The organism is Thalassospira sp., from assembly GCF_040218635.1.
Taxonomy (GTDB): domain Bacteria; phylum Pseudomonadota; class Alphaproteobacteria; order Rhodospirillales; family Thalassospiraceae; genus Thalassospira.
The window spans coordinates 338953-353506 of record NZ_JAVJRB010000009.1 but is presented as its reverse complement, the minus strand read 5'-3'; the positions used below and the strand labels follow the sequence as shown (position 1 = coordinate 353506).

At 52.6% G+C, this 14554-nt stretch carries 16 protein-coding genes and 1 pseudogene; 6 read left to right on the top strand and 11 right to left on the bottom strand.

Annotated elements, in window-relative coordinates; all coding sequences use genetic code 11:
• The first annotated feature begins 51 nt into the window (after positions 1-51).
• The 4 genes from RIC05_RS09415 to RIC05_RS09400 are packed head-to-tail and all read left to right on the top strand — an operon-like array spanning position 52 to position 3103.
• Complete coding sequence (locus tag RIC05_RS09415) at positions 52-426, top strand: response regulator transcription factor (RefSeq protein WP_350046866.1); 375 nt, start codon at positions 52-54, stop codon at positions 424-426.
• On the top strand, positions 423-1046 hold the full coding sequence (locus RIC05_RS09410; RefSeq protein WP_350044290.1) for a chemotaxis protein CheC: 624 nt from the start codon (positions 423-425) through the stop codon (positions 1044-1046). Before RIC05_RS09415 ends, RIC05_RS09410 begins: the two co-directional genes overlap by 4 nt.
• 12 nt (positions 1047-1058) lie before the next feature.
• Positions 1059-2681 (top strand): ATP-binding protein, encoded by a 1623-nt coding sequence (locus RIC05_RS09405; protein ID WP_350046865.1) that lies wholly within the window; start codon positions 1059-1061, stop codon positions 2679-2681.
• 38 nt (positions 2682-2719) lie between these two features.
• The gene (locus tag RIC05_RS09400) at positions 2720-3103 is read left to right on the top strand and encodes a MerR family transcriptional regulator (RefSeq protein ID WP_350041661.1); all 384 of its coding nucleotides are present in this window, start codon (positions 2720-2722) and stop codon (positions 3101-3103) included.
• A gap of 20 nt (positions 3104-3123) precedes the next feature.
• Here the strand turns inward: RIC05_RS09400 and RIC05_RS09395 are convergent, their stop codons facing one another.
• Complete coding sequence (locus tag RIC05_RS09395) at positions 3124-3525, bottom strand: YbaN family protein (protein WP_350046864.1); 402 nt, start codon at positions 3523-3525, stop codon at positions 3124-3126.
• 151 nt (positions 3526-3676) lie between these two features.
• On the opposite strand from RIC05_RS09395, the gene arfB reads away from it, so the two are divergent.
• Entirely contained in the window at positions 3677-4090 is a 414-nt protein-coding gene (gene arfB / locus RIC05_RS09390; RefSeq protein WP_350041659.1) for an alternative ribosome rescue aminoacyl-tRNA hydrolase ArfB, read from the top strand.
• 33 nt (positions 4091-4123) lie between these two features.
• Here the strand turns inward: arfB and RIC05_RS09385 are convergent, their stop codons facing one another.
• Positions 4124-4717, bottom strand: a complete 594-nt coding sequence (locus tag RIC05_RS09385; RefSeq protein ID WP_350046863.1) for a TetR/AcrR family transcriptional regulator — start codon at positions 4715-4717, stop codon at positions 4124-4126.
• Positions 4718-4886: 169 nt separating this feature from the next.
• On the opposite strand from RIC05_RS09385, the gene RIC05_RS09380 reads away from it, so the two are divergent.
• Positions 4887-5669 carry an acyl-[acyl-carrier-protein] thioesterase gene (locus tag RIC05_RS09380; RefSeq protein WP_350046862.1) on the top strand — a complete coding sequence of 261 codons (783 nt, stop codon included), beginning with the start codon at positions 4887-4889 and terminating at the stop codon, positions 5667-5669.
• Between the two features lie 5 nt (positions 5670-5674).
• Here the strand turns inward: RIC05_RS09380 and rnhB are convergent.
• The 9 genes and pseudogenes from rnhB to RIC05_RS09335 form a co-directional block, all read right to left on the bottom strand.
• A pseudogene (gene rnhB / locus RIC05_RS09375) lies at positions 5675-6316 on the bottom strand (ribonuclease HII); the annotation flags it as partial.
• Positions 6317-6376: 60 nt separating this feature from the next.
• Complete coding sequence (locus RIC05_RS09370; protein ID WP_350046861.1) at positions 6377-6901, bottom strand: GNAT family N-acetyltransferase; 525 nt, start codon at positions 6899-6901, stop codon at positions 6377-6379.
• A 108-nt stretch (positions 6902-7009) separates the two neighbouring features.
• The gene (locus RIC05_RS09365; protein ID WP_350041654.1) at positions 7010-7414 is read right to left on the bottom strand and encodes a Na+/H+ antiporter subunit G; all 405 of its coding nucleotides are present in this window, start codon (positions 7412-7414) and stop codon (positions 7010-7012) included.
• Positions 7415-7426: 12 nt separating this feature from the next.
• On the bottom strand, positions 7427-7696 hold the full coding sequence (locus tag RIC05_RS09360; RefSeq protein ID WP_350041653.1) for a K+/H+ antiporter subunit F: 270 nt from the start codon (positions 7694-7696) through the stop codon (positions 7427-7429).
• Positions 7693-8181 carry a Na+/H+ antiporter subunit E gene (locus RIC05_RS09355; RefSeq protein ID WP_350059754.1) on the bottom strand — a complete coding sequence of 163 codons (489 nt, stop codon included), beginning with the start codon at positions 8179-8181 and terminating at the stop codon, positions 7693-7695. Before RIC05_RS09355 ends, RIC05_RS09360 begins: the two co-directional genes overlap by 4 nt.
• A gap of 24 nt (positions 8182-8205) precedes the next feature.
• The gene (locus RIC05_RS09350) at positions 8206-9738 is read right to left on the bottom strand and encodes a monovalent cation/H+ antiporter subunit D (protein ID WP_350046859.1); all 1533 of its coding nucleotides are present in this window, start codon (positions 9736-9738) and stop codon (positions 8206-8208) included.
• Entirely contained in the window at positions 9738-10094 is a 357-nt protein-coding gene (locus RIC05_RS09345) for a Na+/H+ antiporter subunit C (RefSeq protein ID WP_350046858.1), read from the bottom strand. The genes RIC05_RS09350 and RIC05_RS09345 overlap by 1 nt, the downstream gene beginning before the upstream one ends.
• 1 nt (position 10095) lies before the next feature.
• Complete coding sequence (locus RIC05_RS09340; protein WP_350046857.1) at positions 10096-12960, bottom strand: monovalent cation/H+ antiporter subunit A; 2865 nt, start codon at positions 12958-12960, stop codon at positions 10096-10098.
• Between the two features lie 211 nt (positions 12961-13171).
• On the bottom strand, positions 13172-14380 hold the full coding sequence (locus RIC05_RS09335) for an MFS transporter (protein WP_350046856.1): 1209 nt from the start codon (positions 14378-14380) through the stop codon (positions 13172-13174).
• Positions 14381-14554: the final 174 nt, after the last annotated feature.

The following is a 14554-nucleotide window of genomic DNA, read 5'->3' as shown; positions in this document are numbered from 1 at the left end:
CTTTCGACGCAGCTCCGCGACACCCTAGAACAGATTATCTGAGAAGACATTATGTCCAAACAACGTTCCGTTCTGCTCGTCGATGACAGCAAGTTTGCCCGGCTTTTGGTACGCGCATTCATCTCCGGAAATTTTGCCGATTGGCAAATTGATGAAGCTGAAGATGCTACCAAAGCATTGGAAATGGTCGATGCCAAAACCTATGACTACCTGATTTTGGACTTCAACATGCCAGGCATGAATGGCCTTGAACTGGGTAAAAAGCTGCGTGCGCGTTTTCCCGATGCCGTGATCGCGCTTTTAACCGCCAACATTCAGTTAGAAATTCAAAAGAAGGCCGAAAGCCTTGGTCTTGAATTTCTTGCCAAACCCCCGACCGAAGACAAAATTCGTGACTTCATTACCGCACAGGAAGCCGCGCGATGATCGACCTGACCGAACTTGAGCACGACACAATTAGTGAACTGATCAATATCGGTGTCGGGCGGGCCGCGGCGTCGCTTTCTGAAATGGTTGAACAACCGGTCGAATTAACGGTTCCACGCATTACCTTTGTCGAACATTTTTCCGACACCGACCTTGCCAAGGCCCCGACCGAAGTCGTCTCGGCCGTTAGCCAGAGTTTTGACGGGCCGTTCAAAGGCGAAGCCATGCTGGTTTTTCCCGAAGAACGCAGCCTTGAACTTGTCCGCAGCCTGCTTAAGGTTGATGTCCCGCTTAACACACTGACCGACCTTGAACAGGAAGCCCTGATGGAGGTCGGCAATATCATTTTGAATGCCTGCCTTGGCAGCATCTCCAACGTGCTGGGCGAACCGATCAACTGTTCCATGCCGTCTTTCCGTAAACGCGAAAGCCGATCACTTCTTGATGTCGATGACAGTGCCGCCTCTGATGCCAAGAAACCGCTTCTTATGATCCTGCATGTCCAATTCATGCTGCGTCATAATGACATTGATGGCTATGTCCTGTTTGTCATGGACCTTGATTCCATTCAGTTGCTGCGTGAACTGGTGCGTCGTTTTCTGGCCAATTCGTTTGGCTAATTGGTGAGGTGAATGAACAAGTCGTCGCCGACAAACTCCAAGAAAACCAAACCATCATTCGATCTTGATCGTGATGGGAATGCTGCCGAACTGTTTGCAGCATTGCTTGATACTGCCGATACCGGATTGGTTGCCCTGGCCCCGGACAGGACGATTTGTCACTGGAACCAGTGGATACAAAGCCGTTCCGGGCTTCCTTCCGATCAGGTATTGGGCAAACCGCTGCATGAAGTATTTCCTGAAACCCGCCTTGGCCGTCTTAATCTTGCAATTGAAGATTGCCTGAAATTTGGCATGCCTGCGGTGATTTCGCCGTCCCTGAACCAAGGTGCTCTGCCCTTACGACCACTCCCGCAATTTGCGACAAGCTTTGATCGGATGGAACAGTCCATTCGCATCAATCCGATCAAAACCAAAAGCAACGGAACACTTTGTTCCTTGATCATTCGCGATGTGACACTTGCGGTTCAACGTGACCGATTGCTGCGCCAACAGGCCGCCGAACTTGCCGAACTTGTCACCCAGTCGAAACGCAGCGAAGACCGAAAAAGGGCGATTTTACAAAACACGATCGATGCCATTCTGGTTGCATCCGATGATGGCTATATCGAACCGCTTAATTCCCGCGCACAGGAACTTTGCGGTCCTGATGGTGACCCGGAATTGCGCAATATCATCCGGTTTCTATTGCCAGACAGCGCCCACAGCCCGATATCACCGCCCCCGCCCAATCGCCTGTTAACCGATCTTGGCACCGGCGTGATCGAAGTTTTGGCCTGTACATCAAGTGGCCGCAACGTGCCGCTTGAAGTTGCGATCAGTCATTTTTCTGCTGATCAGCGTTATCATTACATCATCACGTTGCGCGATATTTCCCAACGCAAACGTCATGAGATGGAAATTCAGCGCACCATGGCCGAACTGGAACGCTCCAACAGCGAACTTGAACAGTTTGCCTATGCCGCATCCCATGACTTGCAAGAACCGCTGCGCATGGTTTCAAGCTATACCCAGCTTATTGCACGGCGCTATCAGGGCAAGCTTGACGACACAGCAGATGAATTCATTCACTATGCCGTTGATGGCACACAGCGCATGCAGCGCATGATTGATGATCTGCTGACCTTGTCACGGGTCGGACGCCACGGCAAACCGTTCCATCTTGTCCCACTTGATGATCTGTTTGATGCGATTGTGACGAATTTCAAACGTGCCGGATCAGCACCCGAGGGTAATATTATCCGCGAAGCATCCTTGCCATCGGTCATGGGCGATGCCAGTCAGTTGCTGCTTTTGTTCCAGAACCTGGTTTCAAACGGTTTGAAATATAGCGACCCGGAAACAGGACGGGTCCACATATCCGCAACGGAAACCCCCGACAGCCATCAGATTTTTGTCAGTGATAATGGTATTGGTATTGATCCCCAGTATCACGAGACAATCTTTGAAATTTTCAAACGTCTGCATGGCTATGGCGATTATGCCGGGACAGGCATTGGCCTTGCGATCTGTAAAAAGATCACGGACCGCCACGGCGGGACATTAAATGTCACCAGCGTTCCCGACGAAGGCAGCACTTTCTGCGTTGAACTTCCCAAGGAATTGCCGATTGTGGTGGCGTCTGAAAGCATGTAGCTTTCAGTTTACGTAAGCGTAAAGATGATTGTGCCACCATGAATGACAGCTACTCTATCACCGACCTTGCCCGCGAGTTCGAAGTCACAACCCGAACCATCCGGTTTTACGAAGATCAGGAATTAATTTCCCCTGATCGGCAGGGCCAGACCCGCATCTACAGTCAACGCGACCGGGTGCGTTTGCGCCTGATCATGCGCGGCAAACGTCTGGGCTTTTCATTAAAGGAAATTCACGATCTGCTTGATCTTTATGATGGCGATCGCAGCGAAATCACCCAGTTGACCACCCTTGTCGATAAAATCAATGAACGCCGCGATACTCTGCGCAAACAGCGCGAAGACATTGACGCGACACTTGATGAACTCGATAAGCTGGAAGAAACCTGTCAAAGCGAACTGGGTCGCAAAAAGACCGGGTAACGCACCCAATCCCGAACCGGTTACTGCTTGGAACTTACAGAAGCCGTAACTTTGGGCAAGCGGGCAACGGATGGGCGCGACAGGATAAAACAGCTTACCGGGATCGCGACCAACAGCTGGATCATGACGACCCAACGGTTTTCGACAAAGACCAGTGATGCAGCAATCACAACCAAAAACGCCAGCATTGCCAAAATTTTGGCGCGGCGGTTGATCACACCATGGTCATTCCATTGGCGGATGGACGCGCCAAACTGCGGGTGATTGCAAATCCAATCATGCAGTCTTGGCGATCCTTTGGCAAACAGCCAGGCTGCCAGCAACATAAAGGGCGTGGTTGGCAGAAGTGGTAAGAAAATACCGACAACACCAAGCCCGACAGAAAGCCATCCAAAGACAAGATAAATATGCGAAAAGCGCACCGTTGATTTCCTGTTTACAGCTCGTCCCGCCCCTGACAGGTTAGACGCCTGTAATGTAGGCGCAGACATTTCGAAATTCAATCAATAGCCGACCATTATGCTCAGCTATCTTACCCAGCCCATAACATCCTGAAACTCTTCGCGGTTGCCCATGCTTGAGATCGAAAATGGCCTTTATCTGGATGAACGCCACCTGAACTTTCAGTTCGTCCGCGCATCCGGTCCGGGTGGTCAAAATGTAAACAAGGTGTCCAGTGCCGTCCAGATGCGTGTCCGGATTGACGATCTGACGGAGCTGCCTTTACGTGTGCGCAACCGGTTGCGGGAACTGTCGGGCAGTAAATTGACCAATGATGGCGAGATCATTTTTGACGCCCAGCGCCACCGCACTCAGGAACGCAACAAACAGGACGCCATCGAACGTCTTATGGCTCTGCTACGCAAGGCGGCAGAACGTAAGAAATACCGGGTTAAAACCCGCCCCAGCCTGTCGGCCAAACGCAAACGCGTTGATTCCAAGAAAAAGCGCGGCGACACAAAAAAGATGCGTCAAAAACCTATCTAGTGGGCAGTCCATTGTGATCAACCCGCTAACGACCTAGCCAAGCGGGCATTTTTGCACCCAGTCTTCCATCAAGGCGGCAATTTCAACGGTATCAAGTTGACTGTCTGAAAAACTCTGCCAGGTGGAAAATTGTACCGAATGGCGCACCACAGCTTGGCACAGCGCATTGTTACGCCGCGCCGTTGGCAAGGACCGCGTCATATCGTCTTGCATCGCCGTCAAATGCGCATCCGCCAAATCCAGAAACTTATCCAACTCATCAAATTTACCGCGATCCGCCAACAATCCCCGCCAGAGCACGCTTGTTTCACTGTAATAACCATACAGCATGCTGAGTATCGCAATCGGCCAGTTTTCCATACTGACTTCATCGCGCCAGTCACCCGGCCCCGGCATCGGGTTGGCCTCAAACCATTCGGCCAACGCCCCGGCTATAAGATCAGCTTCTTTGGGAAAATGACGATACACCGTCAACCGCTGTACAGATGCATTTGTGGCAACGGCACTGATCGTGGTCCCTGCCGGTCCAACTGAACCATATAATCCAATGGCCGCATCAATGATCTTTTGATGCGTCTCCTGTTCCTTGGTTGCACGTTTGGTTTTGGTGTATGTTCGCGTTGTCATGATCCCCCATCACTCCGGCTTTTATTCACCCCAAAGGCGGCATGACGATTAGATTAGCACGTCAATCATATTGAACGAACATAATCGATCTATGAATATCTAACGCCCCAAGAAACACCCAAACACAAACGCCGAACCGTAAAGACCGATCAACCCACAAGGCACCTTCATGACCATTGACTGGAACCATATCGCCACAGCAGAACTTCCGACCAATTGCGGTTGGAAGGGAACTTATCGCGTGCGCTATTCCGAGATTGGCGACAATGGGAAGGTCATGCTGCCCGCCCTTGCTGATTATATGCAGGATGCGGCGGGTTGGGGCGCACGTATCCTGAAACTGGCCTATGACGACACGGTTGATCAGGGGATTGCGTGGGTATTGGCGCGGATGGTCATTCATATTCGGGATTACCCCGGAAACGGTGAAAACATTCTGGTTGAAACATGGCCATCGGGCGTATCCCGCCGGGTTGCCACCCGTGATTTCCGCCTGACCAACAGCAAGGGGGATATCATTGGTGTCGCGCAAAGCTATTGGGTGATGTTTGATCTGCGTGAACGCCGTGCGGCCCAATGGCCTGACTGGATTTCAGAACGCCTGCCCAACCCACCGGGACCAAAATTGATTGAACCACCGTTGCGTCCTGCTTTTACCAACGATCCCTTGCCTGCCTGCGACACGATCAAGGCGCGGCCATCCGATCTTGATCTATATGGGCATGTCAATAATGTCCGGCTGATGCAGTGGGTTCTTGGGGTTGCCGGCCCCAACAACCGACCCGATTTCCACCCCGACAGTCTCGATATCCAGTTCCGTACCGAATGCCGGGTTCATGAACGGTTTGAAATTCGCCATGTAAACGGCTTTGCCGCGATAAAGCGCGAAGATGACGGAACAGATTTGGTGCGTGCCCATATCGAACCACGCAACCCGATTGCACTTGCTTAAGCGAACTAGGTCTGACGCCCATCCATCATCGCGGCAAACAATTCTGCGATTGGTTTGAAACTTTTGCGGTGATGCGGGGTTGGTCCAACTTCACCAAGACCCGCCATGTGCTTTTTAACCCCATAGCCCGCATTGCCTTCCCAATCAAAGAAGGGATAGCGCACAGCCAACCGTGCCATGGCACGGTCCCGGACAACCTTGGCAACGATGGAAGCCGCCGCAATTGAAAGCGATTTGCTATCGCCCTTCACCACCGTTTGAACTGCACATGGCAATCCCGGATCACGATTGCCATCGACCAAGGCCTGATCAGGAACGCGTGCCAATCGATCAACCGCCCGGCGCATGGCAACATATGTTGCCTGTAAAATGTTGATCTGATCAATTTCACGCACAGATGCCGCACCAATTCCAACCTCGGCACAGCTCATGATCACGTCAAAAAGGCGGTCGCGTTTTTTCGCTGACAGCTTTTTGGAATCATTGAGCTCAGCCAGTAACATCGACGGCAATCGGTCATCGCGCGGCAAAATAACGGCGGCGGCAACCACGGGCCCGGCAAGCGGTCCACGGCCAACCTCGTCGATCCCGGCAATGCGTCCGCGATACTGATCTTCGATGGTGAAATCTGGCATGGACTTAAGCCTTTCTCCCTCTTCCCATCGTCATAGCAAGCGCGCCTGTGTCAGACAATGGCGCAATCAATATCACTTTGCGCCGACACTCCAAACCCGATCATAATCATCGCCGGTCATTTGATAAAAGGCGTAACCATCCCGGCTTTCGTGACGCACCATCCCAAGACGTTCGGCAAGTTTCTGTGACGGTTCATTGCACGGGTCAATTGCTGCAATAATGCAAGGAAGTTCCATTTGGGCAAAAGCATGTTCAAGCACAGCACGGGCGGCTTCAAATGCGAACCCTTGGCCCCAGTGATCAGGATGCAACCGCCAGCCAATTTCAATATCCGGCCCAACACCATCTTCCGGGATCAAAAGGATCCAGCCGATGAAATGATCAGGGGCCTGTTTGGGAAAGATCGACCAATAGCCTAATCCGACACCGTAATCCTGATTGATCCGCTCTTTTACAAAGGCTTCATGTGCGTTTGGGTCTTGCCATGGTCCGACGATGAAATCGACCACGCCCGGTGCCTTGTCCATTGCCAGACAGGCGTCCAAATCATCCATCGTGCGTGGACGTAAGATCAGGCGTTCTGTTTCAAAATTCATGACCAAGACCCGACATAGAATGGCTGAGTAAACTGGCTGATTTCTATCCTAACAAAAACGGCACCGGAAAACCGGTGCCGTTTTGATATCGGAAACCCATCCAAAGGATCAGGATTCCTTTTCCTTGTATTCTTCGCTGGGGTCATAACCCTCAGGCCCGATTGGATCAAATGTTGCCCAACCTTCATTCTGCTTGCTGGGTGGCAGTTCCGTATTCGGATCAACATTCAGCAGCATATATGCCTTGGCAATCAGGTTTGCCGTGATCGGCGCCGTCAGGAAGATAAACAGCGTGATCAGCAATTCATGAATGGTGAAATGCCCGCGTTCGATCCAGAAATACAGCATCGATGCAATCAGAATACCGCCAAGCCCGACGGTACTTGCCTTGGTCGGCGCGTGCAGGCGTGGCAACAGATCTTTGAGTTTGATCATCCCGAATGACCCGATCAGCAAGAACGCCCCGCCGATCACGATCAGAAGCGAAATGATGAGTTCAACAATAAACGGCATCTTATCGCTCCCCTATTCGATGATGTCGCCGCGCAAGATGAACTTGCAATAGGCAACTGTGGAAACAAAACCAAACATGGCAAACAAAAGCGCGCCTTCGAAATACATGGCCGTACTTTGCCCGATACCGTAAAGCACCAAAAGTGCGATTGCGTTAATCGCCATGGTATCGACCGCCAAAACACGATCTGCCGTGGTTGGCCCACTGGTAAGACGCCACAGGTTCATAAGCAATGCCAGCCCGACACAGACGAAGCCGAAATTCAGTGCATATTCGATCATTCGAAAATCTCCTTCAGACGGCGTTCGTAGCGATCCTTGATATCATCGATCACGCCCTGTGGATCTGGCGCGTGCAGGCAATGAACCAGCAGGCTTTTGGCATCGGCACTCAGATCAATCGTCACGGTTCCCGGTGTCATCGTGATTGTACCGGCAAGGGTCGTGATCGCCTCGGGCGAGGTCAGATCAAGCGGCACAACAACACATTTTGACTCCAGACTTTCGGTTTTCCGAAACAGGATCAAACCCGCAACAATCACATTGGCGACCAGAATATCCCAAAGTACGACAAGCCCGTATTCACAGATCGCATAAGCATTGCGAACCTTTGGGCGTGCTGGCCAGAAACTGGCCGTAATCAACGGAATGACCACGGCTAGAATAAGTCCAAAGACAACCGCACCAGCCGAGATTTCATTGACCAGAAACACCCAGACAATCAACAACGCCAGTGTCAGAAGCGGATGGGGTAGATAACGTTTCATCATCATGATCCTTGTCCTCTCCCCTTACTGGCCAATCTGTGCCAAGGCGTTATCGCCCAGCACGGCTTCGATGTAGCCTGATGTGTCAAATATCTGTGCCGCGACACCGTTAAGGTAATCCGTCACCGGACCACCAAATGCGGTTAACACAACCAGTGCGCCCAACATGCCACAAGCGGCAATGATTGGCAGAACCGGCCATTTGGCACCATCAACCGTGATCTCGCCCTCAACGGATGCGCTTTTCCAGAACAGAACACTGCCCGCCCGGCCAAAGCCGATAATACACATCAAGGACGTCACGAGAATGATCGCCCAAATCCAGACCATCGCATCGCTGTCACGTGCGGCATCAAGGATCAGCAATTTGCCGATAAAGCCACTGAGTGGTGGCATCCCGGCCATACCGATTGCGCCGACAAAGAACAGAACCGCAAGGAATCCCGATTGATGGAAGGTTGGTGCGGTATTCAGACTGTCGCCAAATTGCCCGCGACGTGACACCACCAGATCCGCAATCAGGAACAACGCCGCTGCCGAGAAGGTTGAATGCAACAGGTAATAAAGACCGGCGGTAATGCTTTCGGGTGTGAACAGCGCAATGGACGTTAACAAAGTCCCCATGGAACCAACCACCGCAAAGGCAATCAACGTATTAAGACGTTTCGCCGCCAACACCCCGACCATGCCAAGCGCAAGCGTAATCAACGCAGCAGGCAGCAAATACGGCTGTGCCAGCCAGGCCATGTCGCCCGCCATATCACCAAAGGCCAGTGAGTAAAGCCGCAGGACGGAATAGGCCCCAACCTTGGTCATGATGGCAAACAATGCCGCAACTGGTGCCGGTGCGTTGGCATAGGTACCGGGAAGCCAGAAATGGATCGGTACAAGGGCTGCTTTGACACAGAACACCAACAGCAGGATCAAGGCACCCGCGCGCAGCAAAGCCGCATCGCCCGAGGCGACATTGGCAACCTGAATGGCAAGATCGGCCATGTTCAACGTGCCGGTCACGGAATAGATCATGCCGACACCGATCAGGAACAATGCAGAACCCGTCAGGTTAATGACGACATATTGCATCCCGGCCTTAAGACGATCGGCACCCGCGCCATGCAGCATTAATCCGTAAGATGCGATCAACAGGACTTCGAAGAAGACAAACAGGTTGAAAATGTCACCGGTCAGGAATGCACCATTCACCCCCATTAGCTGGAACTGGAACAGGGCGTGGAAATGCTTGCCGCGCTGATCCCATTCGCTTGATGCAAACAGAACAACACCAAGACCCAGCAACGAGGTCAGAAACACCATCATTGCCGACAAACGGTCAAGAACCAGAACAATACCAAACGGTGCTGGCCAATCGGACAATGCGTACATTTCCGGGCCATTGCCATTGGCAAAGATCACAAGTGACAAGGTCACCGCAACAAGGGCCACTGTCGCCGTGATTGAAAATACGCGCTGCAAGATAATGTCGTGACGCACTGCCAGAACGATCAGGGCGGCCATCACGGCGGGCAGCACTATGGGAACAACGATCCAGTCACCCATCAGTTTTTATCTCCTGCTTCGGATGGCTCGCCAACCGGGCGACCGTCTACATGGTCATTGCCTATTTCAAGGAATGTCCGGAGCGACAACACGACAATCAAAGCGGTCATACCAAATGAAATCACAATCGCCGTCAGGACAAGTGCCTGTGGCAATGGATCAGTATATTCGGTAACGCCTTCGCGCAGGATCGGCGGCATATTAATGGTCAAACGGCCCATGGCGAACAAGAACACGTTCACCGCATAGGACAGTAAGGCCAACCCGATCACCACCGGAAAAGTCCGCCCACGCAGCAACAAATAGGTCCCGCATGAGGTCAGAAGCCCAATACTGCTTGCTACAAGAAATTCCATATCAGGCCTCCTTCTCTGGCGTGGCAACCGCAACAGATGGATCGTGATCCATCGGATCAACGTTGACATCGACATGTGCTGCCATGCGTTCAACTTGCGAAAGTTTGGCAAGGGCTAACATCACCGCCCCGACCACCGTCAGGAACACACCAAGGTCAAAGCCCATGGCCGATGCCAATTCAAACTCGCCAACGATTGGCAGGTGAACATGGACAAAGCCACTGGTCAGGAACGGAAGCCCTGCAACCCATGCAGAAACCCCGGTAATCGCCGCAGCAATCACACCCAGACCAATCATGCCGTGGTAATTCACCGTCATGCGGTTTTGGGTCCAGCCAAAGCCAGATGCCATATATTGCATGACCAAGGCGACAGACACGACCAGACCGGCGATAAAGCCGCCACCCGGTTCGTTATGCCCGCGCAGGAAGATGTAAACACCAACCATCAATGACAGCGGCAACATCACCCGTGTCGCCACCACCATCATCATCGGATGACGGTCCGCAGATCGACGGTTATCAACCACCCAATTGGCAAGACGTTTGGCCGCAGCCCCCTGCGTGACTGTTTCAATCAATGCAAAGATCGAAAGCGCTGCAATGCCAAGAACAATGATCTCGCCAAAGGTATCAAAGCCACGGAAGTCAACGAGGATGACGTTAACAACGTTGGTCCCACCACCTTCGGTTTTCGAGTTGGCGAGATGATAAGCTGAAATCGAATTTGGCAGATCACGTGTCATGATCGCCCAGATTGCCCCGCCAACCCCAAGACCCGCGGCAATGGAAACGATCCCGTCACGCAACTTGCGTCCCGGCATGCTTTCTTTTGGCGTTTCTTTTGGCAGGATGTTCAAGGCCAGCAACATCAGGATGACGGTAACCACCTCGACCGAGATTTGCGTCAATGCAAGATCCGGTGCCGAGAGATAGATAAAGCCAAGCGAGACAATCAAACCAACCACACCGACCAGAAGAAGGGTCAGCAACCGGTTGTGATGCATGAAGACCGACGCAATACAGGTCACCATCAACAACAACCATGCAATGGCCGCGGTCGGTGACACGTCAAGAAGTTCACGTGTGCCTGCGGTATGATCCGGCTTGGCATAAAAGCCCGACAGCCCGATGGCCAAGGCCGCAACGATCATGATGCACAGATAACGCTGCAACGATCCGTTATGCAGGTTGTCTGAAACAAACCGGCTGAGTGTGACCAGCTTGGCAATCCCGCAATCAAACATTGCCTTGGCATCTGGCCGCGACAGGTTTGCCGTGGCTGACATAAGCCCACCATGGCGCATCAGAAGAAGCGCGCCAGCGATCAGGGCAATGACACTCATGCCAAGGGCCGGTGTCAAACCATGCCAAAGTGCCAGATGATATTCCGGCAATGCGCCACCAACAACCGCACCCGACGTCGCAGCAACCAGCGGACCGGCGATAACGGACGGGAACAGACCAATCAGAACAACCAGAACGGTCAGGAATGCAGGCGGACCCCACATACCGAATGGCGGATCATGCGGATGATGCGGCAAATCGGCATCGCGCGGTTTGCCGAACCAGACATGGAAGATAAAGCGCAGGGAATAGGCAACCGAGAAAACCGCACCAATGGTCGCCAAAAGCGGAACAATCCAGTTCTGATCCATCCAGACAGTGTGCCATGCTTCTTCCAGCATCATTTCCTTGGACAGGAAACCATTCAGCGGAATGATACCGGCCATAGACGCCGCCGAGATAACCCCGATGGTCCCGGCAATCGGCATCAGGTTCAGCAACCCGCCGAAACGGCGAATATCGCGTGTTCCGGTTTCATGGTCGATGATGCCTGCGGTCATGAACAATGCGGCCTTAAAGGTCGCATGATTGATGATGTGAAACACACCGGCAACAGCCGCCATCGGTGTCCCAAAACCAAACAACATGGTCACAAGACCAAGATGGCTGACCGTGGAATAGGCCAGAAGACCTTTAAGATCGTGTTTGAATATCGCAATCCATGCGCCCAGAACCATGGTCACAAGACCGGTCGTCGCAACGATATAGAACCATTCCGGCGTGCCCGACAAAACCGGCCACATCCGCGCCATCAAAAAGATACCGGCTTTGACCATGGTTGCGGAATGCAAATAGGCCGAAACCGGGGTCGGTGCGGCCATTGCGTGCGGTAGCCAGAAATGGAACGGGAATTGTGCCGATTTGGTAAAGCAACCCATCAAGATCAAAATCAATGCCGGCAGATACATCGGGGATGCCTGAATAAGATCCGCATTCTGCAAGATCACAGACAAATCATAAGACCCGACGATATCACCCAGGATCAACATCCCGGCAATCATTGCAAGTCCACCAGCCCCGGTCACGGCCAGCGCCATACGCGCGCCCTGACGGCCTTCTGGCAGATGCTTCCAATACCCGATCAACAAGAACGATGACAGCGATGTCAGTTCCCAGAAAACCAGAAGCAGCAGGATGTTATCAGACAGAACGATCCCGACCATGGCCCCCTGGAACAGAAGCAGGAACACATAGAAGCGCCCCATCGGATCGTCCTTGGAAAGATAGAACCGCGCATAGATGATAATCAGCAAACCAATGCCAAGGATCAGCATGGCGAACAGCAACCCAAGCCCGTCCAGGAAGAAGGTTACATTCAAACCCAATTCCGGCAGCCAGTTGTAACTGACCTGAAATACCTCGCCTGCAAGGACCGCAGGGGCCTTTGCCATCAGCAAGATCAGAGCAAGCAGCGTGACTGAACCCGTCGCCGTGGCGCATGCATTACGCCCGGCCCGGATCATTATGGCGGGCAACACCGCCCCAATGAAGGGAAGCAAAACAATGAGGGTGAGACTCATGAAGGACCCTTATTTTTGGATAGTCGCCGCATCGCCCCCGCGCGAGACAGCAAGAAAATTCCGGCAGAAGGTAGTATTTGTACAGAAAATGGTCAAGAAAACCCAAACGGCGCTGCTTTTCGACTTGCCGTTGTCAAGTGAAGACGATCACCTGCATTTTCAACCCTAATATGGCGACCACCGGTGTAGAAAACCCTAATATACCGTAGCGCTAACGTTTGCCACCTGAAAGCTGTATCGATTCTGGCATCAGGCGCAAACGAACCATTGCGATGGTCCCGAACAATGGTCCAACCGCCAACATGGCGAATGCGCCCCACCACCCGGCGTAATCCGCAATCACGGGCACAAGATGGATGGATACCAAGGCAATCAAAAAGCCAATCGCATTTTGCAGGGTAAGTGCTGTCCCGACCTGATGGGGATCGGCCAACTCGATCACACAGGATGAAAACTGTGCGGAATCGGCAACAACCGAAATGCCCCAGACAACACAAATCACAATCAGCAACATGATCGGCGCATCGCCAAAGGCACCGGCGATCAAGGCACAAGCGCCGCTAACCACCATGGCAGCAATCGTAACCGTGGTTCGGCCAATCCGATCTGCATAGTACCCGCCCGCAAGCGATCCAAACGCACCAACCCCGACAATGGCAAAGGTCGTCAAAGCCGACCAGATGCCGGGATTTTCAATCAAACGCCCCGAAAAGCTTCCATACAGGAACAAGCCGATCCAGCCCCACATGGCATAAAGCTCCCACATATGCCCGAAATACCCGTAACAGGCATGGCGCAGAGGTTTGTTGGCCCAGATTTTACCAACCATGCGTGGATCAAAACGCGGCGATTTTCCAATCACCCCACCCAATTGCACAAACAGAATGGCAAAACCGGCGACATAGGCCGATACACTGGCCGCAACAATCACCCACCGCCAATCAAGCGGCACAGCAACCGAAAACAGATGTGGCAAGGCCGATCCCATGGTCAAAGCTCCGACCAAAAGCCCGACTAAAAACCCGGTATCCCCGCGGGACCAAGTGGCGACTATTTTCATGCCAATGGGGTAAATTCCAGCCATACAAACGCCGGTAATCAGGCGCAGAACAATCACCAAGGCACCATCGACGGGAACCGTCAGGATCAGGATGTTGGCGGTTGCGGCAATGACGGCTGATACCGCCCAAAACCGGCGTGGTTCAATCCGGTCGGCCAAACCCAAAAACGCGCTGACCACCGTTCCCAAAACAAATCCAAGCAGGACCGAACTGGTAAAGAGCGATGATTGCAGGGCACCGATATCAAATTCGGCACGTAACTGGGGTAACACCGCCGTTGCCGAAAACCACAGGGCAAGCGTCATTAGCTGGCACACCGTAATCATGGAAACGGCAAATGCTTTGCCCGTGCGGACCATCTTTTTCCCCAGAAACCAATTCGATATCGTCATGTCTATGCGGGCGCCATCATACAGAACAGATTGCGAAATCCCACGACTGAATGATCTTCAACGATCTAAAAGAAATGCCGCTGGTCGAGACCAAGCGGCATCAAGTTTCCCGAGCGGGAATAAAACGTTAGGCCAAATAGC